Here is a 20,391-nt window from a genome sequence, read left to right on the forward strand (position 1 = left end):
ACAATTTTTTGAGTCATTGTATTCTCCTATCTTTAATATTCTAATTATATACCCATATGGGTATATTTGTCAAAACGAAAAAAAAGCAACGAATTTTCCGCTGCTTATTAGCTTATTATTTTTTCACAATCAGCTTGATGGCTTCCTGCAAACGTGCTTCTTGTTCCTCGGGATTATCAGAAGGGTTCTCCATGCATGATTGAACTTTTTGTGCAATGACCAAGCCCATCATGCTATTGATGCTGGAACGGACGGCACTTAATTGTGTCACAATATCAATACATTCTTGCTCTTCCTCAATCATTTTTTGAATACCACGAAGTTGTCCTTCAGCTCGTTTTAATCGATTTATTAATGTTTTTTTATCTTTGTTCATAATTATATCCTACCGCTAGTTTTACAAAATGTCAATTCTAAAACTTGACAATCATTCCACCCATTTGTTATATTTTATATACCCCAAAGGGTATAAAGGAGAATCTATCATGTTTAAACAATTACTATCTGGACTTTTCTCTTCAGGTGACGGCCTATCAATCTCGGATGTCACTCAGGCATTAAGAGAAAAGAACACCGTATTATTAGACGTCCGTGAAGTTGATGAATTTACAAGTGGTCATATTCCGCAAGCAATCAACCAACCTCTAAGTCAACTCGATCAATTCAAAGGTGATAAAAACAAACACTATATTATCATCTGTCAATCTGGTATGCGTAGCCAACGGGCGACAGACTTTCTAACATCTCAAGGCTATCAAGCGGTCAATGTAAAAGGCGGCATGAACGCTTGGACAGGTGAAATAATCTAGGAGGTTCAAATGAAAATTATTATTATTGGTGGTGTTGCTGGAGGTATGTCCGCTGCGACACGCCTTCGTCGTCTAATGGAAAATGCAGAAATTATCGTTTTCGAGAAAGGACCTTATGTTTCCTTTGCCAATTGCGGCTTACCTTATCATATTTCAGGAGAAATCGCAGAGCACGATAGCTTGTTACTCCAAACGCCAGAAAGTTTGAATAAACGATTTAATCTAGATGTCCGCCCCTTCCATGAAGTTGTTGGAATCGATGCTGACAATCAAACTGTGACGGTCAAAACACCTAGCGGCGAAATCATTGAAAACTATGACAAACTGATTGTATCACCAGGTGCCAAGCCAGTCATTCCACCACTTGAAGGAATTTACGAAGCCGACAATCTATTTACACTTCGAAACGTACCTGATTTGGATAAGATCATAAATAAACTTGCCAAAAATGAATCAGGTCAAGCAGTTGTTATCGGTGCTGGATTTATCGGTCTGGAAATGGCTGAAAATCTAGCTTTAAAAGGACTGAACGTCACTCTTGTTGAACGAGCACCTCATGTCCTACCAACCTTTGACTTGGAAATGGCACGATTTATTGAAACTGAGCTCATCAGAAAAGGAATAACCGTTATCACTGGACAATCCGTCACTGCTTTTCGTGAAAAGGGACACAGCTTAGAACTATCAAACGGACAAACTTTGTCATCTGATGTAACTATTCTATCAGTTGGTGTCGCACCTGATAGCCAATTAGCAAAAGATGCTGACATTGAAGTGGGACTCCGTGGCGGGATTCTCGTTGATCAGAACTACCAAACTAGTCAAAATAATATTTACGCAGTTGGTGATGCTATCGTCGTCAAACAGGAAATTACTGGTCAAGACGCCCTCATCTCCTTAGCTTCTCCTGCTAACCGACAAGGACGACAAGTAGCGGATGTTATTGCTGGACTAGCTCGTACAAATAGGGGTTCAATCGGAACAGCTATTGTGAAAGTCTTTGACTTAGCTGCCGCTTCAACAGGATTAAGCGAACGTACTGTTCAATCCCTCGGCTATGAATATGCCATTGTTCATACTACCGGAAAAGACCACGCAGGTTACTATCCAGGTGCAACTGACATTGTTCTGAAACTGATTTTCTCACCAACTGATGGAAAAATCTTCGGTGCCCAAGCAGTTGGTCAAAAAGGAGTCGACAAGCGGATAGATATCCTTGCCACTGCTATCAAGGCTGGACTGACGATTTTTGATTTACCAGAGCTAGAATTAACCTACGCTCCGCCATTTGGCTCTGCCAAAGACCCTGTTAATATGATTGGCTATGCTGCTATGAATATCGCAGAAGGTATCAGCCAAAATATCCAATGGCACCAGCTAGATGAGGAACTGGCTACTGGAAAAATCTTGTTAGATGTTCGTAATCCTAGCGAAGTCGAAAGTGGACAGTTCAAAGAGTTTCTTCACATTCCTTTGGACCAACTCCGTGAGCGTATTGGCGAACTAGATCGTTCAAACGAATATATCGTCAGCTGCCATAGTGGACTGCGTTCTTACATCGCTGAGCGAATTTTGAAAGAACACGGATTTAGCGTTAAAAATCTAGACGGAGCTTTTTCTCTATACAAAATGGCTTTGCCAGAAAATATCGTTACTCCAAAATAAATAATATTCCTCTATTTTCACAAATCTTAGACTACTTGCTGATATAAAAAGAATATTATAAAGTGAGCCCTATGAGGCTCTTTTCTTATATCCAAAGAATAAAGTATACTAGATCAACAGAGAGAGTTTATCATTGGTATTGGATCAAAAGCGGATTGGGATGAATTACCAGAGGGATATAGACTCAACATTGGGTCATATTTAGCTAAATATGCGCAAGATTTCGAAAAACGTCATCCACATTTTCGTGTTTATAATGCAGTAGTGCATCTTGATGAAAAAGGTGCTCCGCATTTACATCTCAATGTCGTTCCCATCGCAGACGGTTATAAAAATGGTCTCTCTAAACAGCCCAGCTTTTCAAAAGCATTGAAGCAAGAGGGATTTACAGAAAAAGGAAAATTTCAACTGATGGCTTTTCGCAACAACGAAATTAAAGTCCTCGAGACAATGTTGAAAGAAATGGCAGTCGAACGTAAAAAAGTAGGCACAAATAATATTAAAGATATGCGTGAGTACAAAGAAATGATGGCTAAACTTGAGGAGGAGAAAGAAAAGAAACTGAATGATATTAAAGCTGAAATCACTTCTGAGGTCTCAAAAGTAGAAAAAGAATTTGCAGAAAAGAAAGAGAAGTTAAATACACTTGAAAAAGAGATTGATAGAAAAACACAATCAATTGAACAATATGATAATGTCATCCATTCAAAGCAAGAGTCTGTTAATAAGTTAGACAAGATGTTTGAAGCTAAAGCTGACAAAGTTGAATTGTTATTGGCACAGGAAGAAGCTGTCAAAGCTATCAACGAACAATTATTAAAGGATATTGGAATTAAAGAGGATAAGAATTAACAGGCTTTATCTTCTTATTAGCTCTCTTCACCATTTTATTCGTTTCTCTGACTAAATTTCTCTCAATATCTCTGAATTGACTTTGCAAACTTTTTGCCATTTATACCTACTTTCTATACTTCAAAATCTCTAACTGTTTGTTTTTCTTCTTCAGCCAAGTCAAACAAGTCCATGACAAGTTCATCAATTTCCAGATTAAGCTGATTGACTTTTTCAGTGTCAGGAGAATCTTTTTTCATCTCCTCCATCAGTTGCTCAACAACTTGTGCTATGTCTTCTTGCTGGGAATCAGTAGCATCTGGAATTGGGAAGTCCTTAATTTGAGTTAAACGCATTTGAGGGAATGTGCTACGTTGTAAAAAATCAAACCTATGAATAGCATAGTAAGAAACTACCTTAGAGTTTAAAACTCCTATTAAAAACTTTGGATTCCCAATCAAATCTGTAATTACTTCTATACTTTGTTCATGAACAAAATTATCTTCTGTCAACGTGGCTCTAAAGGTATATCTGGATTTAACTGGAATACGAGCAATTAAAATTCGGATACCTTCAAAAATTGAAGCATTTCTTGGTGCTGCTAAATGTTTTCCATACGATAAAAACTGTCCTGACCAATTTATTTTGTACCTTTGTAAATCTGAGCCTGATAAGAACTTTCTGTAACTACTATTAACTTGCTCTTTTGCAAAGAATGGTTTTTCATTCTTGAATTTTTGAAAATCTTCTTTGTCTTCTGGCTGTTTAGGCGTTCCTTTACCTCTCTCAAAGGCTTTTAACCCATCTTTTACGTGACCATAGTTATTCTCAAGAACTTTAGATTGAGCTTCTATTTTAATCAATAGTTTTTGAGAGCTTGTATTAGCAGATGAAATAGTAATGACATCTTGATCCAACAGTAAATCTGAGTTTGTTTCAGTCAGTAAATTAACTTCACTATTGACGATTTCTCCAAGAATGACTTTTGCAGGTCGTTTAGTGAACATGTCAATAATACAAACATCAATAGAAGCTTCATCAAAAATCTTATCTTTTGAATTGATGAAAGTTATTTCATCATAAGTTTTTAAAATATGATGGCGAAGTGTCTTATATTGATTGATCGTTAGAAATGAATTGGGAATAATATAAGATATTCCCCCACCTTTTCTTACTAACGAAAAAGCAAGTTCTAGGAATAAACCGAAAGTGTTAGCTTGATAATTGTTGAGAGGATATGTTCTAGTGTAATATGATTTCATCTCATCACTAAAAGATTGATTACTTGCAAAAATATAAGGTGGATTTCCTATCACAAGGTCAAAGCCGATAAATTCGCCAGCTTCTCCCAAAATCTCAGGAAATTCCATTCGCCATTCCATACCTTTAGCGAATAGTGGATTTTTCAGTCTGTATTCCAATTCCTTTTCAGCTTTTGCTAGTTGCTTATTTAATTCCGCTACTTCTTTAGAGTTTTTATTCTCTTCCTCAAATAAGCTAATGGCACCAGCCTTATTTCGTTCAGATATGAGCCGAGATAATTTCTTTAATTCAGGGCTTGAAGCTGTGTCATCAAAGGAATGTTTGAGCCTTTCGATTTTCTCCCAGATTTCTGCTTTAACTCGTTTATTATTCGTCTCCTTATAGTCTTTAACTAGAGATAGATAGTCCTTGAAATCTGTTTTTCTCATATCAAATTCATAGTCAAATCCAAACTTATGTAAGAGACTATCGCCTACTTTAATATTGATATCAATATTTGGCAAAGTCGTCAAAACAGGTTGGTTGGTATCAGTATCCTGATAGTAATAAGAAGACTTCAAGAGTTCAATCCAGAGGCGCAAACGGCAAATATTGACCGAACTTGGGTTAATATCCACTGCAAAGAGCGAATTTTCCAGAATATGTCTCTTCTGGTTGAAAATTGCCTTTTGAATTTGTTCTGACTGCTGATTACCTGTCTGATACAAAAAATTATTTCCAGACATATCTTGAATGACTAGCTCATCATTGATAACATAACATTGAATCAGGTTTCCAATATATTTGCCATCAGCGTCAAACAAAACATTTAAATCACTTTTAAGAGCAATAATTTCATTCAGGACTGATACGAGGAAGTGACCGGATCCAACCGCTGGGTCACAAACCTTCAAACTGTCAATTGCATCTGATACCTTTTTAGCAATCTGAGCATTACGTATATTAAACTTTATATCTTCGATTGTTTCACACTGCCAGTCGAGTGCCTCATTAACTTTGTCCACTGCTGCTGTACGAATCGCCTTACGTGACATATACATGGTAATATTGCCTGGCGTATAAAAAGAGCCGTCACGGTAGCCGTTGATTTTCTCAAAAATTAATCCCAGAACTGACGCATTGATAAGGTCATTCTTAGATTTCTCATGGTGGCTGATGGAGGTCGAGAAGTCATAAGAATCCAAAAACTCAAAGAGATATTCAATAAAATTGATGTTCCCTTTTTTACGTTTTTTATCTACGCCTTTAAGAGCTGTTTTGGAGAAAATTTCAATATCTCCCTCTGGTAATCTATCAATACCAATCCCATCTTTAGAAATTTCTAATTCTGTTTCTTCAAACAGTGATGAGTTCAGATAAGGGACATAACTGAACTTTTCTTGCACTCGTTCATTTCTTTCCGACACTTTCTTAGCAAGTACAGCAAAGAATAAACTATAAATCTCCTCAAAGTTAGGCAGTTTTTCATAGGTCAAGAACCTATACGATTCATCTTTGTTGAACAGCACCAGCTGAGATTCTAACAGTTTCAAAAATAGAATTCTATTTATCCAGACAACTGTTAGTTGAATAGCAATGTCTTCCTGCCTTTCTTTTGGAACATCTTTCATCTCCAATTTATCAATAATATTCTCAACAAAAGAATATCGCTGACGTTTGGTGGGTTTTAAGCGTGAGATAATTTTTGAAGTCCCTAACTTCGTTTCTTCCAGCCCCATCAAATAAAGCAATTCATCATAGAAATTCTTATTGAGTTTGTTTGAATCAGTAAAAATCTCTTTATTGAGAAGATTCTCTGCTGTGAAGAATCGGTAAAGTTGAGTTAGATTATTTTTCTTGATTTCAATGTTTTTGCCAGATTTGACCAAAGCTTGACGTAAATCAAAGTGAGCAATCACGATTCCCTTTTCAATGGCTTTATCAATTTCTGGTGCGATAACTTCAGAATATAAAAAATCTGTTTTATTGCTAGAAAGTTGATTATTTCGAAACTTTGTCACGAGGTCAACTAGCTTTTTATTTTTGAAAAAATGTTTTTCAAATTCTTTAGCCTCTATCACAAACCAAGATAGGCCATTTGTGATAATACACTTTTTGATTTCTAAATTTTTATTAAATAGGCGCTCTTGTAGGTAATAATAAACAACTTCTTGAAGTGCTTTGGAATTGATTTTTTCCGTTGACATCATTTCAGACTTGTTAGTCAAACTCTTGCATTCAAAAAGAATACCTAGTGACGAATTGGCGTCTTTTCCATTATAGATAGCAAGGTCTATTCTACTAGAAGTATTAATAAAATTATAAGGCAATACACTTTCTAAAAATCCCTTGAGAAGATTTTTCTGGTATTCCTCTGACTCATCCTCTTTGTCTTTTAAATGAGTCAAATAACTAACCAATTTTTGATTAAAAACCTCTTTTTCTTCATCAAGTGGCATAATTGCTTGAACAGAGCGATTCATACTCTCTTTTAATGTAATTCCCTTTATTGCCATGAAATAGACTCCTTAACTGATTTATCTAATAGCTGATAGTATTAGTCTATTGCTTACACAATAGACTAAGGGTACCCTTAGAGATATATATACATATTATACCATAAATAAAACCCCACCAAGATTAAATCTTGGTGGGGTTTTGGTGGGGAATAATAACATTCTCCCGATTTTTTATCGCTCTAAGCAATTCTAAAACCTTGATTTACTAGGCTTCCGCAATCAAATTGCGATACTCTATTATTTAAGAGTGATAGAAGCTCCAGCTTCTTCAAGTTTAGCTTTGATTTCTTCAGCTTCTGCAGTTGCAACGCCTTCTTTAACGTTAGCAGGTGCACCATCAACAAGAGCTTTAGCTTCTTTAAGACCAAGACCTGTAACTTCACGTACAGCTTTGATAACAGCAACTTTCTTGTCACCAGCTGAAGTCAATTCAACGTCAAATGAGTCTTTAGCAGCACCAGCATCAGCAGCACCACCAGCAGCTACAGCAACAGGAGCAGCTGCAGTTACACCAAATTCTTCTTCGATAGCTTTTACAAGGTCGTTCAATTCAAGGATTGAAGCTTCTTTAATTTCAGCAATAATGTTTTCAATGTTCAATGCCATTATAGATTCCTCCAAAAAATAGTATATGTTTTTTAATAAATTAATATAGCACTAGGCTACTTTTTGCATTAAGCTGCGTCTTCTTTGCTGTCTGCAACTGCTTTGACTGCAAGAGCAACATTGCGAACTGGCGCTTGAAGTACAGAAAGGAGCATAGAAAGAAGTCCTTCGCGGTTTGGCAATGTAGCAAGGGCAAGGATTTCTTCTTTTGAAGAAACAGAACCTTCGATTGCACCACCTTTGATTTCAAGTGCTTCAGCATCTTTCGCAAAATCATTGATAATTTTAGCGGGAGCAACAACATCTTCGTTAGAGAAGGCTACTGCTGATGGTCCAACGAAAAGATCTTTCATATCGTCAAGACCAGCTTTTTCAGCTGCACGAGTCAAAATTGAGTTTTTGATAACTTTGAACTCAACACCGCTTTCGCGAAGATTGCGACGAAGAACTGTATCTTGCTCAACTGTAAGACCACGTGAATCTACAACAACGATAGATGCAGCAGCTTTCATTTTTTCAGCAACAGCTTCAACTTGCTCAGCTTTTTTAGCGATAATTGCTTCACTCATTAGTTTTACCTCCGTTATTATTTTTGGGATAGGCACAAAAAAACGCACCTAAACCTAGACACGAAAGTACAAATACGTTATTCTCATTACGTTTTGTGCCTCGGCAGGAATATTATGAGCACGGCTCCCCTGCTGTCTTAGGTCAGTTTTATCATAAAACCTTAATCAGTATATCGTCTTTTTGATGACTTGTCAACCCATTACGCCCACTTTTTTATCTTTTTTGCTATTTTAGGAAACTTTCTCTTTTTAATAACACCGTCTCTTTCCTATAAAAATATAGGTTTTTAGCTCCGAATCATATTATAGTATTACTTTTTTTACATTTTTTGAGTCTTTTTTGTTGACTTTTAAGAGAATATGCTATATGATAATACTATAAAGGTGATTGAGAAAAGACAATCAACCAAGCCTTATCAAGCTATTGATCTAGTCCGAAAAAGAGATTTTGTATCGCATATCACCTTTTGTTTAAAATCGTACTATAATATCATTTATATGAAGAGAGGTAATAGATTATGGCAAGTCGTGATTTTTATGGAAGAGATCCTTTTGGAGGAATGGACGATATTTTCAATCAACTCATGGGAAACATGGGCGGATATAATTCTGAAAATAAACGTTATCTTATCAATGGACGTGAAGTAACACCTGAAGAATTTGCTGCTTATCGTAAGACAGGTAAACTTCCTGGTAACGAAGAATACCAAGAACAAGCTGCTGCTAACACTCCTAAACAAAATGGTATCCTTGCAAAACTTGGTACTAACTTGACAGAACGTGCTCGCGCTAACGAATTGGACCCTGTTATTGGTCGTAATAAAGAAATTCAAGAAACAGCTGAAATCTTATCACGTCGTACAAAGAACAATCCCGTTTTAGTCGGTGATGCTGGTGTTGGTAAGACAGCCGTTGTTGAAGGTTTAGCACAAGCTATTGTCAATGGTGATGTCCCTGCTGCTATTAAGAATAAAGAAATCATTTCAATTGATATCTCTGGTCTTGAAGCTGGTACACAATACCGTGGTGCTTTTGAAGAAAACGTACAAAACCTCGTTAAAGAAGTCAAAGACGCTGGAAACATCATCTTATTCTTTGATGAAATCCATCAAATTTTAGGTGCTGGTTCTACTGGCGGTGACTCTGGCTCTAAAGGTTTGGCTGATATTTTGAAACCCGCTCTTTCTCGTGGTGAATTGACCGTTATAGGTGCTACTACTCAAGACGAATACCGTAACACTATTTTGAAGAACGCAGCTCTTGCTCGTCGTTTCAATGAAGTTAAAGTAAATGCTCCTTCTGCTGAAGATAGCTTTAACATCTTGATGGGTATTCGTGATTTGTATGAAAAGCACCACAACGTTGTCCTTCCTGACAATGTTTTGAAAGCTGCCGTTGATTTTTCTATCCAATACATCCCACAACGTAGCTTACCTGATAAAGCTATTGACTTGATTGATATGACAGCTGCTCACTTGGCTGCACAACATCCTGTCACAGATGTCAAAACACTTGAAAAAGAAATTGCAGAACAAAAAGATAAACAAGAACAAGCTGTTGCTAATGAAGATTATGAATTAGCACTTAATACGAAGACACGTATTGAAGCCCTTCAAAAACAAATTGACAACCACACTGAAGGTCAAAAAGTAACTGCTACGGTTAACGATGTGGCTGAATCTGTTGAACGTTTGACTGGTGTGCCTGTATCTAATATGGGTGCTAGTGATATTGAACGTTTGAAAGAATTGGCTAGCCGTTTGAAAGGTAAAGTCATCGGTCAAGACGAAGCTGTTGAAGCTGTTGCTCGTGCTATCCGTCGTAACCGTGCTGGTTTTGACGAAGGTAATCGCCCAATTGGTAGCTTCTTATTTGTCGGTCCTACTGGTGTTGGTAAAACCGAACTTGCTAAACAACTAGCCTTTGATATGTTTGGTTCAAAAGATGCCATCATTCGTTTGGATATGTCTGAGTACTCTGACCGTACAGCCGTTTCTAAATTAATTGGTACAACCGCTGGTTACGTTGGTTACGATGACAACAACAACACTTTGACGGAACGTGTTCGTCGTAATCCTTACTCTATCGTCCTTTTGGATGAAATTGAAAAAGCAGACCCTCAAGTCATCACCCTTCTTCTTCAAGTCTTAGACGATGGTCGTTTGACAGATGGTCAAGGTAACACCATTAACTTCAAGAATACGGTTATCATTGCGACATCAAATGCTGGTTTTGGTCATGAATCATTAACTGGTGACGCTGAAAAAGATATGGAGATTATGGACCGTATCGCTCCTTACTTCCGCCCAGAATTTCTTAACCGTTTCAATGGTATCATCGAATTCTCTCATTTGACTAAGGAAGATTTGAAAGATATTGTCAACTTGATGCTTGATGAAGTCAGCGAGACTATCGCTAAGAAAGGTATTGATTTGGTTGTTAGTGACGCAGCTAAAGAACACCTTATCGAAGAAGGTTACGATGAAGCCATGGGTGTCCGTCCACTTCGCCGTGTCATTGAACAAGAAATCCGTGATAAAATCACTGACTTCTACCTTGACCACACCGATGTGAAACACCTTAAAGCCGATATGGAAGATGGCGAACTTGTTATTAGCGAAAAATAATCTTTTCCACTAAACGCTCCCAAAAAGCCCAACTCGTTTGAGTTGGGCTTTTTTTATTTGTGAAAAGCTTGCGCCAAACTAACAATATCTTTGGGACTAGTACGGCAGCAACCACCAATGATTTGGGCACCTAATGTTAGCCAAGTCTTGCTATTTTCAAGAAGGGTCCGTGCTTCATCAGGACTTGAAGTCCAAGTTTGAGTGCTACCGTCGTAAACTTCACCAGAATTAGGATAGGCAACTAGCGTTTTTTGAGATACTGTCCGAATGCGTTTCAATAGACCCGAAATAACTGTCGGGCTGCTACAATTAATGCCAAAAGCTAAAACCTGAGGACTTTGCTCACACAAATCCGCCACTACTTCAATTGGAGTGCCATCTGAAATGTGGCTATCGTCTTGTGCTGTAAATGACAGATAGGCTTCTATTTCTGGAAAATCCGTCGCCAATAAATCAATCAAAGCTTTGGCTTCATGAACATTTGGAATGGTTTCAATGGCTAAAAAGTCGCATCCAGCAGCCAACAAAGTTTGAATACGCGAACGATGAAAGGCTTGGTAAGCTTCTTTACTTAGATGATAATGCCCCGTGTACTCCGAGCCATCTGCCAAATAAGCGGCATAAGGCCCAACATCTCCAGCAATCAAGGGATAAGAGCGTTTGGCCTTTTCTTCATCTGATAAAGTACGCCAAAACTCATCACGAGCTTGCTGGACTAAGGTGACTGTCAAAGCGATGATGTCCAGAGCTTCTTTTTCAGATAAACCAAAATCCGTTAAGCCCTGAACAGTTGCTTGGTAGCTTGACGTTGTCAGAATATCTGCTCCCGAACGAAGGTAAATACTGTGAAGATACTGAATGATACGAGGATTTTTCAAAAGGTATTTAGCAGACCACAATTTTCCAGATACATCATAGCCACGCTCTTCCAATTCCGTACCCAAAGCACCATCTAAGATGATAACTTCCTGATTGGCTAATAAATCCTCCAATTTTCCCATGGCTTATTTTCCTCCTACCATTTTTTATACCGCAAATAATGATAACCATAATATAAAAGAACAAACGGAATGCCAAAATACAGTCCTGCACGTTGTGACGCATCCCAAGCAATACCGATAATCGAAATCACCAACAACACAATAGTGATATAGGGCAAAACAGGAGTGAGAGGTGTTTTGAAAGACAAGTCATCTAAAGTGTGTGTCTTCAAGAAGGCTTTACGGAAACGAATCTGTGCTATGGGAATGGATATAGAGATAAAGCAACTTTCCTACCTCCTTAAAAAGAACATAAATACAGCGACAATTGATATTGTATTGCCAAGAATATGTGAAAAGGTACTGATAACACAATTTCCAGACTTATAATAAATTACCGAAAAAATCAAACTGTCAATGAACACACCAGCAATATCGTAAGCTACAATTCCTATGTTTCCAGTAGCAATATGTCCAGCAGCAAAAACAATAGACGATACTACGGCACTAATCCAAATTGGAAATATTTTCAAGGATTTTCCAAAGAAGAAACCTCTATATGCAATTTCTTCTCCAAATGCTGCAATGATAACTTGACCTATCAATAATGCCGTCTTATCAAAAGACAAGATAGAATCCGTCCGTCCCATTACATGGGCAACAAATTCTCCACCAAAAATGATATTTCCTGCAACAAGCGCCGCAATACCACTTAAACTCGGTAGCAACATCCAAATAATGACTCCCGACTTTTTGAGGTCGGTGACGATAGTATTGAAACGTAAACCCGATTCGGAAGCTCGTGTTTTACTAACATCTTCTACTATAAAGAAAAATACTATCCCCACAAATACGGAATACCCTGCTATGGTTGAGGAAGGAACAACTTTTGTCAAAGTCAACAATATCATTACTGTTATACCGATGAGTGTAAGAGCAGTACTCTTTTTGTTAATATCCATCATTTGCTGATTTTTCATTTCATTTCCTCCTGTATTTGGAAGTGTTCCCCGTGTTAAAAATGATAATTCTCTATAAACGCCATCTTTTATAATAAGTATATATATCTATAATAGCATAAGATTTTCAGGGAGGGTAATAGTCTTTATCTATCAATAGCGCTAGGCAAAAACGATAACAAAAAAAGACTGGCTAAACCAATCTTTTCCTTTATAATTCACTTAAAATGCTATCCCAAGCGTCATCTAAGCCAGTACGGTCAACAGATGAGAAGATAACGAATTGGTCTGATTTATCAAAATTCAGTGTTTTTTTGATTTCAGACTCGTGTTTGTTCCATTTACCGCGGGGGATTTTATCAGCTTTCGTAGCTACCACGATGACAGGAATCTCGTAATATTTAAGGAATTCGTACATCTGCACATCATCGGCGCTAGGGCTATGGCGCAAATCCACCAAACTCACTACCGCACGCAAATTGTCACGGCTCACCAAATACTCTTCAATCATCTTGCCCCATTTAGCACGCTCGGTCTTAGAAACTTTGGCATAGCCATAACCTGGAACGTCCACAAAACGCAGCTTGTCATCAATATTGTAAAAGTTCAAAAGCTGGGTTTTTCCTGGTTTGCTTGATGTCCGAGCAAGGTTTTTACGCCCTAAAAGGGTATTGATAAAACTTGATTTCCCAACGTTAGAACGTCCAGCCAAGGCAATTTCCGGCAAATCATCTTGCGGGTAATGCGATTTGTTAGCGGCACTCAAAAGAAGCGAGGCATTATGGGTATTTAAATACTCAGTCATCATTCTCTCCTTAAGACGCAATTTCTAAAATCGGTTTTTCCGTTCCGTCAACTGTCGCTTTCGTGATACGAACTTTAGTGACATCTTCTTGGCTTGGTACTTCAAACATAACATCCATCATGGTTTCTTCAATGATAGAACGCAAACCACGCGCCCCTGTTCGACGTTCGATAGCTTTATTGGCAATAGCTTGCAAGGCGTCGTCATCAAATTCTAACTCAACACCATCATAAGACATAAGGGTTTGGTATTGTTTAACCAAGGCGTTTCGTGGCTCTGTCAAAATACGAACCAAGTCATCTGCAGTCAATTTTTCAAGCGCTGCAACGACTGGCAAACGTCCGATAAATTCAGGAATCAAACCGAATTTTTGAATATCTTCTGAGATGATTTCTTGCATATAAGAAGCATCATCAGCAATTTTACGGTTGTTTTGACCAAAGCCGATAACTTTTTCACCCAAACGTTGTTTGACAATGTCTTCGATGCCATCAAAAGCACCACCAACGATAAAGAGGATATTTTTGGTATCGATTTGAATCATTTCTTGATTTGGGTGTTTTCGTCCACCTTGTGGTGGCACGCTGGCAACGGTTCCTTCGATGATTTTCAAAAGTGCTTGTTGCACCCCTTCACCAGAAACATCACGCGTAATGGATACATTTTCCCCTTTTTTCGCGATTTTATCGATTTCGTCGATGTAGATAATTCCGCGCTCAGCTCGTTCAATATTAAAGTCAGCCGCTTGAATCAGTTTGAGCAAGATATTTTCAACGTCTTCTCCGACATAACCTGCCTCAGTCAATGATGTCGCATCGGCAATCGCAAATGGAACATTCAAGGTTTTGGCCAAGGTTTGCGCAAGGAAAGTCTTCCCTGAACCCGTTGGGCCAATCATCAAGATATTTGATTTTTGCAAATCAACATCTTCTTCATCGCGGTTTTCTGCAAAAGCCACGCGTTTGTAGTGGTTATAAACCGCCACAGAAAGCGCACGTTTGGCACATTCTTGCCCGACAACGTATTCATCAAGCATCGCCATCAATTCTTTTGGTTTTGGAACTTCTGATAAATCCGCTAGCACTTCTTCCGCCAGTTCTTCACGGATAATTTCTTGGGACAAAGCCACGCATTCATTACAAATGAACACATTGTTTCCTGCAATGATTTTCTTGACTTCGTCTTGTCCTTTCCCACAGAAAGAACAATATACTTTAACATCATTTGTTCGATTTCCAACCATAGTTACTCTTTCTCACCTATCCTTTTCATTTCATTAAAATAACGTGCCATAAAAGGCATGGATTGTATTTACTAGGTTTGTAAAGGCATTTAAAAACAAAAGAACAGCCAAGGCATAGCGTCTTCTTCTAAGTGCTGGGATAGCACACAAGATACAAATAACCATTAAAAAAGCCGTAAATACACCAAAAATACTTCTTTGCATCCTCTTCCTATCTTTCTAGAACTGTAATGGTAAAATCGTAAGCATTTTTTTCATCTTTGTCGTAATGCGTTTCTGAAACGGTTTTAAAATCTGTCATATCCACTTCTGGGAAGTAGGTGTCGCCTATAAACGTCGCATGAACCTTTGTTCTAATCAGGGTCTGGCAATCAGGTAAAAAGCGTTCGTACACATGGCTACCGCCCACGACATACAAGTCTTTATCGTGTTCATCTAACCACTGGAAAACCTCTTCAGGACTATGAACAACGGTCACACCGTCAGCCTGATAGGTTTTATCCCGCGTCAAAACAAGGGTATCACGCCCTGGCAAAACACGACGACCCATGCCATCAAAGGTCACTCGCCCCATCAACAGAGCCTGCCCCATTGTTGTTTCTTTAAAATGCTTTAATTCCTTTGGTAGATGCCAAGGCAGACCGCCATCGACACCGATCAAGTGATTTTCATCTTCTGCCCAAATGGCAATCAGTTGTTTTGTCATACTATCCTTCCATTCATCAACTCCATTTTATCAAATTTCTCCAAAAAATTCAGAAATCCAACATCACAGGAGCATTTTCCCAAAACCTAGATGGCCAAATCGAATGTCAATTGCGGCTTAACTGGGTCATAATCTACCAATTCAAAATCATCGGGCTTAATGTCAAAGAAATTGGTTCCGTCAGGTACGTTTAAAACTAGTCTTGGTTTGCAATCCGTTGGATCACGACGTAATAATTCCTGTGCTTGTTCAAATTGATTGTCGTAAATGTGTAGGTTATTGACAAAATAGAAGAATTTGCCGACTTTCCAACCAAAGTGCTTGGCAATCATCATCTGCAAAGCCACGTATTGCATGGCATTGATGTGGTGCGATACCAACATATCATTTGAGCGTTGGGTTAGGGTCGCATCAAGGTAAATATCGCTGCCTACACGCCTTACATCGTACATGGTCTGAAAGGCACATGGCAAAAGCCCCTCCGTCCGCTCAAAAGCATCGTAATCCCAAAGCGAGATGACATTGCGTCTGTTCCACGGATTATCTTCCAATTGTTTTAAAATTTTGTTAATGATGTCGTGTTTTTTGACTACGGCACCGTAGCGCTCGCCGATTGTTCCTGTGTGTCCAACTTCCCAATCGTTCCAGTATTTCACACCGTATTTGTCATTTAAAACGGATAAATCGTTGGTTTGGTCTTGATAAATCCAAAAAATCTCACGAATGGCACTCTTAATGGGAATAGGGCGCAAAGTGGTAATGGGAAACTCACCCTTACTCAAATCGTACTCTGCAAAAGCACCCGTTACGTATTTTGAGTTGGCTTGCCCGCCACTTTGGTAAACAGGCCGTGCATTTTCTGAAAAGACCCCTTCTGTCATAATTTTTTGGATGTTTTCTTTAAAAATGGCATCAGCCTTTGTCATGTGTTTTTCCTCGATTCTCAAAAATTAGCTTTTTTTATTTTAGCTAAAAAGTGTCAAAATTGCAAAGGAAACCAATAAATGGCTTAAATTCTTATTTAGTTTGAAACTTAAAATGAATACGTTTTTTGTGGAGCTTTTTGGGGAGTTTATGATAAAATTAACTTTGGACATTTTTGACAGGATGTATTTTATTATGACGAGCTTGTGATTGTTTTTAAGCTCCCACGCAAAAATATTCTATTTAAGAAAGGTTTGTTACTAATGAACGTTGGTATTGATAAGATTGGTTTTGCGACAACGCAATACCTATTGAATATGGATGATTTAGCCAAAGAACGTGGGGTTGACCCTGATAAATACAGCAAAGGTTTGCTTTTGGAAAACCTCAGTATCGCACCCATTACTGAGGACATTATCACTTTGGGAGCGTCAGCGGCTGATAGCATTCTAAGTGATGAGGACAAAGAAACGATTGACATGGTCATTGTCGCGACAGAGTCTTCTATTGACCAAAGTAAAGCAGCTGCGACTTACATTCACCATTTGTTGGGCATTCAGCCTTTTGCTCGTAGCATCGAAATGAAAGAGGCTTGTTACAGCGCGACGGCGGCTCTGGATTATGCCCGTTTGCACGTTGAAAAACACCCTGACTCAAAAGTCTTGGTAATTGCTGCTGATGTGGCACGCTACGGCGCCAATACCCCTGGTGAACCCACTCAAGGAGCTGGTAGCGTAGCCATGCTCGTTACACAAAATCCTCGTATTTTGCTTTTGAATGATAACTCTGTCGCTCAAACACGCGATATCATGGATTTCTGGCGTCCAAATTATTCAACAACCCCTTATGTCAACGGCATGTATTCAACCAAGCAATACCTTGATATGCTCAAAACGACTTGGGCTGAATTTCAAAAACGTTTTGACACCTCATTGGCTGATTTTTCTGCCTTTTGCTTCCACTTGCCATTTCCAAAATTAGCCCTCAAAGGCTTCCGCAAAATCATGGACAAATCTTTACCTACCCAATGGCAAGAAAAACTCCAAGCCAATTTTGAAAGTTCTATTCTTTACAGCAAACAAGTGGGCAATATCTACACAGGTTCTCTTTTCCTTGGCCTGCTTTCCTTGCTTGAAAATAGCCAAAACCTAGCGGCAGGTGACCGCATTGCCTTCTTTAGTTATGGCAGTGGTGCAGTGGCTGAAATTTTCACAGGAACCTTGGTCGATGGCTTTCAAGAGCAACTCCACAGCAGTCGCCTCCAAGAACTCAACCAACGTCAACCACTTAGCGTTGCGACTTATGAAAAACTCTTCTTTGAAGAGGCTCAGCTCGATGCGGACGGTAATGCCACTTTTGCAGACTACCTCACAGGACCATTTGCCCTCAAAGAAATCCTTGGACACGAAAGATTGTATGGAAGAACAAATGACAAAAACTAAAGGAAACTGGGGAGGCTTCTCCAAAAAAACGTTGCCAGAGCGCCTTGATGTGCTAGACGCCCACCACTTACTCAGTCAAGACAACCTTGCTCTGCTCAAGGAAAATAAAGGCTTGTCCCTAGATATAGCCAATCAATTGACCGAAAATGTCTTAGGCACTTTTTCGCTACCCTTTTCTTTGGCGCCTGATTTTCTGGTGGATGGAACAGTTTTCAATGTGCCAATGGTTACGGAAGAGCCGTCAGTAGTGGCTGCTGCGAGTTTTGCTGCTAAAATCATCAAACGTTCAGGTGGTTTTAAAACCACTGTTCATTCCCGTCAAATGATTGGGCAGGTGGCGCTTTATGACGTCACAGACAAGGCAGCCGCTCAAAAACGTATCTTAGAACACACTGAGCAGCTATTATCCGTGGCAAATGACGCCCATCCTTCTATCGTTAAACGCGGTGGCGGAGCACAATCGCTGCGAGTGGAAGAAAAAGAGGCCTTTCTCATCGTTTACGTGAACGTTGATACCAAAGAGGCTATGGGAGCCAATATGGTTAATACCATGATGGAAGCTTTAGTCCCAAGCTTGGAAGAACTATCTGGAGGCAAAAGCCTCATGGCTATCTTGTCAAACTATGCGACGCAAGCCCTTGTTACTGCCGAGTGTCAAGTGGACCTCCGCTACCTCAGCCGCAATACAAGCGAAGCCAAAAAGCTAGCGAGAAAATTTCAAATGGCAAGCCAACTGGCGCAAGTGGACACCTACCGTGCCACCACTCATAATAAAGGTATTTTCAATGGAGTGGATGCTGTCGTTTTAGCCACAGGAAATGACTGGCGTGCTATCGAAGCTGGAGCCAATGCTTATGCTTGCAAAGACGGGCAATACCGTGGCTTATCGACTTGGACATTTGACGAGGACAAGCAGCATCTCCATGGTCAATTGACCCTGCCGATGTCTATTGCAACGCGAGGAGGCTCAATTGGACTTAACCCAACGGTCTACATCGCCCATGAGCTGCTTGGTCAACCAGACGCCCAACAATTGGCTCAGATTATCGTATCAGTCGGATTGGCACAAAATTTTGCTGCCGTCAAAGCCCTCACGTCAACTGGTATCCAGGCGGGACACATGAAATTGCAAGCCAAATCGCTGGCTCTCCTAGCAGGTGCTAAGGAAAATGAGGTCACTCAGGTAGTCAACCAGCTCCTTCAAGCCCCTCACATGAATTTGGAAACTGCTCAGGCCATTCTCAAAACCTTAAACTAACTCAAGACATCAAGCAACACTCGATATTTCGGGTGTTTTTTCTTGACAATATTTTTCATAGATTATATAATCTAGTTATAAATACTAGATAAAGAGGTAAGGAAAACGTTATGACAAAATCTTATCCAAAATGGGCGGATTTGCCAGAAATTGACTTGTATTTGGACCAAGTACTTCTTTACGTCAACCAAATCAACCAAGCCAATCATCCAAGTGACAAAGGCTTGACCGCTTCTATGATTAATAATTACGTCAAACACGGGCATTTGGATAAGCCCACTAAAAAGAAATACAGTCGCAAGCAAGTAGCGAGGCTCATTGTGATTACGTGTTTGAAAAATGTTTTCTCCATTCAAGAAATCAGTCAGACCTTGGCGCTGTTAACCGCAGATGATCAGTCGCAAAAACGCTACGATGATTTTGTTGCTTGCATGAATGGGGAAGAGGTCGCTGACGTGCCAGCTGTTGTGCTTTCTGCTTGTCAGACCTTGCAACTGTATGACCAAACCCACCAATTAGTTCAAGAATTAGGAGGAGTCGCTGATGAATGCTAGCATGACCATGAAATTAAGTAAACGCTTATCATTTGGTGAAGAAGTTGCCAACAGCGTGACACATGCCGTTGGGACTGTTGCCATGCTTGTTTTATTACCTATTACCGCTATTTACAGCTACCAACATTATGGTATGGAAGCTGCTGTTGGGATGTCGATTTTTGATATTAGTCTATTTTTGATGTTTTTATCATCGACCATTTACCACTCTATGCAGTACGATTCACCGCAAAAATTCGTTCTTCGAATTATTGACCATAGTATGATTTACATTGCCATTGCGGGTTCTTACACGCCTGTTGCTCTCTCTTTAGTGGGCGGATGGCTTGGTTATCTGATTATCGTTTTGCAGTGGGGTGCGACTATCTTTGGTATTTTGTATAAGATTTTCGCCAAAGAGATAAACGAAAAATTCTCCCTTTCCCTTTATTTGCTTATGGGTTGGTTGGTGATTTTCATCATTCCAAGTATTGTGACGAAGACTGGTGTCGTCTTTTGGTTGCTCATGCTTGCGGGTGGATTGTCTTACACCGTTGGTGCGATTTTCTACGCACGCAAACGCCCTTACGACCACATGATTTGGCATCTCTTCATTTTATTAGCCTCTATGCTGCATTACGTTGCCATCGTCTTCTTCATGTTGTAATACAAA

The 20,391-nt window shown here is 39.2% G+C and carries 18 protein-coding genes, 1 pseudogene and 1 other annotated feature; of the genes and pseudogenes, 8 read left to right on the forward strand and 11 right to left on the reverse strand.

The window, feature by feature from the left end; all coding sequences use genetic code 11:
• Nucleotides 1-115: 115 nt before the first annotated feature.
• Nucleotides 116-376, reverse strand: coding sequence for a metal-sensitive transcriptional regulator (locus B3473_RS05150; RefSeq protein ID WP_293677790.1), 261 nt, complete (start codon nucleotides 374-376; stop codon nucleotides 116-118).
• 109 nt (nucleotides 377-485) lie between these two features.
• Here B3473_RS05150 and B3473_RS05155 point away from each other — a divergent pair, with 109 nt between their 5' ends.
• The 3 genes from B3473_RS05155 to B3473_RS05165 all read left to right on the forward strand — a co-directional run bounded on the left by B3473_RS05155 (nucleotide 486) and on the right by B3473_RS05165 (nucleotide 3,326).
• Nucleotides 486-809, forward strand: a complete 324-nt coding sequence (locus B3473_RS05155; RefSeq protein WP_293677792.1) for a rhodanese-like domain-containing protein — start codon at nucleotides 486-488, stop codon at nucleotides 807-809.
• Between the two features lie 9 nt (nucleotides 810-818).
• Nucleotides 819-2,474, forward strand: coding sequence for an FAD-dependent oxidoreductase (locus B3473_RS05160; RefSeq protein ID WP_293677794.1), 1,656 nt, complete (start codon nucleotides 819-821; stop codon nucleotides 2,472-2,474).
• 189 nt (nucleotides 2,475-2,663) lie between these two features.
• Nucleotides 2,664-3,326 (forward strand): plasmid recombination protein, encoded by a 663-nt coding sequence (locus B3473_RS05165; protein ID WP_394961214.1) that lies wholly within the window; start codon nucleotides 2,664-2,666, stop codon nucleotides 3,324-3,326.
• A 113-nt stretch (nucleotides 3,327-3,439) separates the two neighbouring features.
• Here the strand turns inward: B3473_RS05165 and B3473_RS05170 are convergent, their stop codons facing one another.
• The 3 genes from B3473_RS05170 to rplJ all read right to left on the reverse strand — a co-directional run bounded on the left by B3473_RS05170 (nucleotide 3,440) and on the right by rplJ (nucleotide 8,241).
• Nucleotides 3,440-7,063 carry a DUF7149 domain-containing protein gene (locus B3473_RS05170; protein WP_252531527.1) on the reverse strand — a complete coding sequence of 1,208 codons (3,624 nt, stop codon included), beginning with the start codon at nucleotides 7,061-7,063 and terminating at the stop codon, nucleotides 3,440-3,442.
• Between the two features lie 240 nt (nucleotides 7,064-7,303).
• On the reverse strand, nucleotides 7,304-7,672 hold the full coding sequence (rplL, locus tag B3473_RS05175) for a 50S ribosomal protein L7/L12 (protein ID WP_003065188.1): 369 nt from the start codon (nucleotides 7,670-7,672) through the stop codon (nucleotides 7,304-7,306).
• A gap of 68 nt (nucleotides 7,673-7,740) precedes the next feature.
• Nucleotides 7,741-8,241, reverse strand: a complete 501-nt coding sequence (gene rplJ / locus B3473_RS05180; protein ID WP_154455229.1) for a 50S ribosomal protein L10 — start codon at nucleotides 8,239-8,241, stop codon at nucleotides 7,741-7,743.
• 27 nt (nucleotides 8,242-8,268) lie between these two features.
• Nucleotides 8,269-8,401 (reverse strand) — a sequence feature (ribosomal protein L10 leader region).
• A 358-nt stretch (nucleotides 8,402-8,759) separates the two neighbouring features.
• Between rplJ and B3473_RS05185 the strand changes: the two genes are divergently transcribed.
• Nucleotides 8,760-10,868: an AAA family ATPase gene (locus B3473_RS05185; RefSeq protein ID WP_293677800.1), complete on the forward strand. Its 2,109-nt coding sequence runs from the start codon at nucleotides 8,760-8,762 to the stop codon at nucleotides 10,866-10,868.
• Nucleotides 10,869-10,921: 53 nt separating this feature from the next.
• On the opposite strand, the gene mmuM is transcribed toward B3473_RS05185, so the two are convergent.
• The 7 genes and pseudogenes from mmuM to B3473_RS05220 form a co-directional block, all read right to left on the reverse strand.
• Entirely contained in the window at nucleotides 10,922-11,869 is a 948-nt protein-coding gene (gene mmuM, locus B3473_RS05190) for a homocysteine S-methyltransferase (RefSeq protein ID WP_235281030.1), read from the reverse strand.
• A 14-nt stretch (nucleotides 11,870-11,883) separates the two neighbouring features.
• A pseudogene (locus tag B3473_RS05195) lies at nucleotides 11,884-12,123 on the reverse strand (amino acid permease); the annotation flags it as partial.
• A gap of 18 nt (nucleotides 12,124-12,141) precedes the next feature.
• Complete coding sequence (locus tag B3473_RS05200; RefSeq protein ID WP_235281029.1) at nucleotides 12,142-12,828, reverse strand: CPBP family intramembrane glutamic endopeptidase; 687 nt, start codon at nucleotides 12,826-12,828, stop codon at nucleotides 12,142-12,144.
• 190 nt (nucleotides 12,829-13,018) lie between these two features.
• Nucleotides 13,019-13,615: a ribosome biogenesis GTP-binding protein YihA/YsxC gene (gene yihA, locus B3473_RS05205; RefSeq protein ID WP_154455226.1), complete on the reverse strand. Its 597-nt coding sequence runs from the start codon at nucleotides 13,613-13,615 to the stop codon at nucleotides 13,019-13,021.
• 7 nt (nucleotides 13,616-13,622) lie between these two features.
• Nucleotides 13,623-14,855 carry an ATP-dependent Clp protease ATP-binding subunit ClpX gene (gene clpX, locus B3473_RS05210; protein ID WP_168260665.1) on the reverse strand — a complete coding sequence of 411 codons (1,233 nt, stop codon included), beginning with the start codon at nucleotides 14,853-14,855 and terminating at the stop codon, nucleotides 13,623-13,625.
• 211 nt (nucleotides 14,856-15,066) lie between these two features.
• Nucleotides 15,067-15,561, reverse strand: coding sequence for a dihydrofolate reductase (locus B3473_RS05215; protein ID WP_154455223.1), 495 nt, complete (start codon nucleotides 15,559-15,561; stop codon nucleotides 15,067-15,069).
• An 86-nt stretch (nucleotides 15,562-15,647) separates the two neighbouring features.
• Nucleotides 15,648-16,487, reverse strand: a complete 840-nt coding sequence (locus B3473_RS05220) for a thymidylate synthase (RefSeq protein ID WP_264879506.1) — start codon at nucleotides 16,485-16,487, stop codon at nucleotides 15,648-15,650.
• Between the two features lie 261 nt (nucleotides 16,488-16,748).
• Here B3473_RS05220 and B3473_RS05225 point away from each other — a divergent pair, with 261 nt between their 5' ends.
• The 4 genes from B3473_RS05225 (at nucleotide 16,749) to trhA (ending at nucleotide 20,385) form a co-directional block, all read left to right on the forward strand.
• The gene (locus B3473_RS05225; protein ID WP_154455221.1) at nucleotides 16,749-17,927 is read left to right on the forward strand and encodes a hydroxymethylglutaryl-CoA synthase; all 1,179 of its coding nucleotides are present in this window, start codon (nucleotides 16,749-16,751) and stop codon (nucleotides 17,925-17,927) included.
• Nucleotides 17,902-19,185: a hydroxymethylglutaryl-CoA reductase, degradative gene (locus tag B3473_RS05230; RefSeq protein WP_235281027.1), complete on the forward strand. Its 1,284-nt coding sequence runs from the start codon at nucleotides 17,902-17,904 to the stop codon at nucleotides 19,183-19,185. Before B3473_RS05225 ends, B3473_RS05230 begins: the two co-directional genes overlap by 26 nt.
• Before the next feature lie 110 nt (nucleotides 19,186-19,295).
• Complete coding sequence (locus B3473_RS05235; RefSeq protein WP_154455219.1) at nucleotides 19,296-19,739, forward strand: DUF1836 domain-containing protein; 444 nt, start codon at nucleotides 19,296-19,298, stop codon at nucleotides 19,737-19,739.
• The gene (gene trhA / locus B3473_RS05240; protein WP_154455218.1) at nucleotides 19,729-20,385 is read left to right on the forward strand and encodes a PAQR family membrane homeostasis protein TrhA; all 657 of its coding nucleotides are present in this window, start codon (nucleotides 19,729-19,731) and stop codon (nucleotides 20,383-20,385) included. The genes B3473_RS05235 and trhA overlap by 11 nt, the downstream gene beginning before the upstream one ends.
• Nucleotides 20,386-20,391: the final 6 nt, after the last annotated feature.

Source organism: Streptococcus sp. UBA632 (assembly GCF_002300045.1).
GTDB lineage: Bacteria > Bacillota > Bacilli > Lactobacillales > Streptococcaceae > Streptococcus > Streptococcus alactolyticus.

Bases quoted from the DNA above. Each gene is read 5' to 3' on its own strand.
- B3473_RS05150 (WP_293677790.1), bottom strand. From the start codon at position 376: ATGAACAAAGATAAAAAAACATTAATAAATCGATTAAAACGAGCTGAA.
- B3473_RS05155 (WP_293677792.1), top strand. From the start codon at position 486: ATGTTTAAACAATTACTATCTGGACTTTTCTCTTCAGGTGACGGCCTA.
- B3473_RS05160 (WP_293677794.1), top strand. From the start codon at position 819: ATGAAAATTATTATTATTGGTGGTGTTGCTGGAGGTATGTCCGCTGCG.
- B3473_RS05170 (WP_252531527.1), bottom strand. From the start codon at position 7,063: ATGGCAATAAAGGGAATTACATTAAAAGAGAGTATGAATCGCTCTGTT.
- rplL (WP_003065188.1), bottom strand. From the start codon at position 7,672: ATGGCATTGAACATTGAAAACATTATTGCTGAAATTAAAGAAGCTTCA.
- rplJ (WP_154455229.1), bottom strand. From the start codon at position 8,241: ATGAGTGAAGCAATTATCGCTAAAAAAGCTGAGCAAGTTGAAGCTGTT.
- B3473_RS05185 (WP_293677800.1), top strand. From the start codon at position 8,760: ATGGCAAGTCGTGATTTTTATGGAAGAGATCCTTTTGGAGGAATGGAC.
- mmuM (WP_235281030.1), bottom strand. From the start codon at position 11,869: ATGGGAAAATTGGAGGATTTATTAGCCAATCAGGAAGTTATCATCTTA.
- B3473_RS05200 (WP_235281029.1), bottom strand. From the start codon at position 12,828: ATGAAAAATCAGCAAATGATGGATATTAACAAAAAGAGTACTGCTCTT.
- yihA (WP_154455226.1), bottom strand. From the start codon at position 13,615: ATGATGACTGAGTATTTAAATACCCATAATGCCTCGCTTCTTTTGAGT.
- clpX (WP_168260665.1), bottom strand. From the start codon at position 14,855: ATGGTTGGAAATCGAACAAATGATGTTAAAGTATATTGTTCTTTCTGT.
- B3473_RS05215 (WP_154455223.1), bottom strand. From the start codon at position 15,561: ATGACAAAACAACTGATTGCCATTTGGGCAGAAGATGAAAATCACTTG.
- B3473_RS05220 (WP_264879506.1), bottom strand. From the start codon at position 16,487: ATGACAAAGGCTGATGCCATTTTTAAAGAAAACATCCAAAAAATTATG.
- B3473_RS05225 (WP_154455221.1), top strand. From the start codon at position 16,749: ATGAACGTTGGTATTGATAAGATTGGTTTTGCGACAACGCAATACCTA.
- B3473_RS05230 (WP_235281027.1), top strand. From the start codon at position 17,902: ATGGAAGAACAAATGACAAAAACTAAAGGAAACTGGGGAGGCTTCTCC.
- B3473_RS05235 (WP_154455219.1), top strand. From the start codon at position 19,296: ATGACAAAATCTTATCCAAAATGGGCGGATTTGCCAGAAATTGACTTG.
- trhA (WP_154455218.1), top strand. From the start codon at position 19,729: ATGAATGCTAGCATGACCATGAAATTAAGTAAACGCTTATCATTTGGT.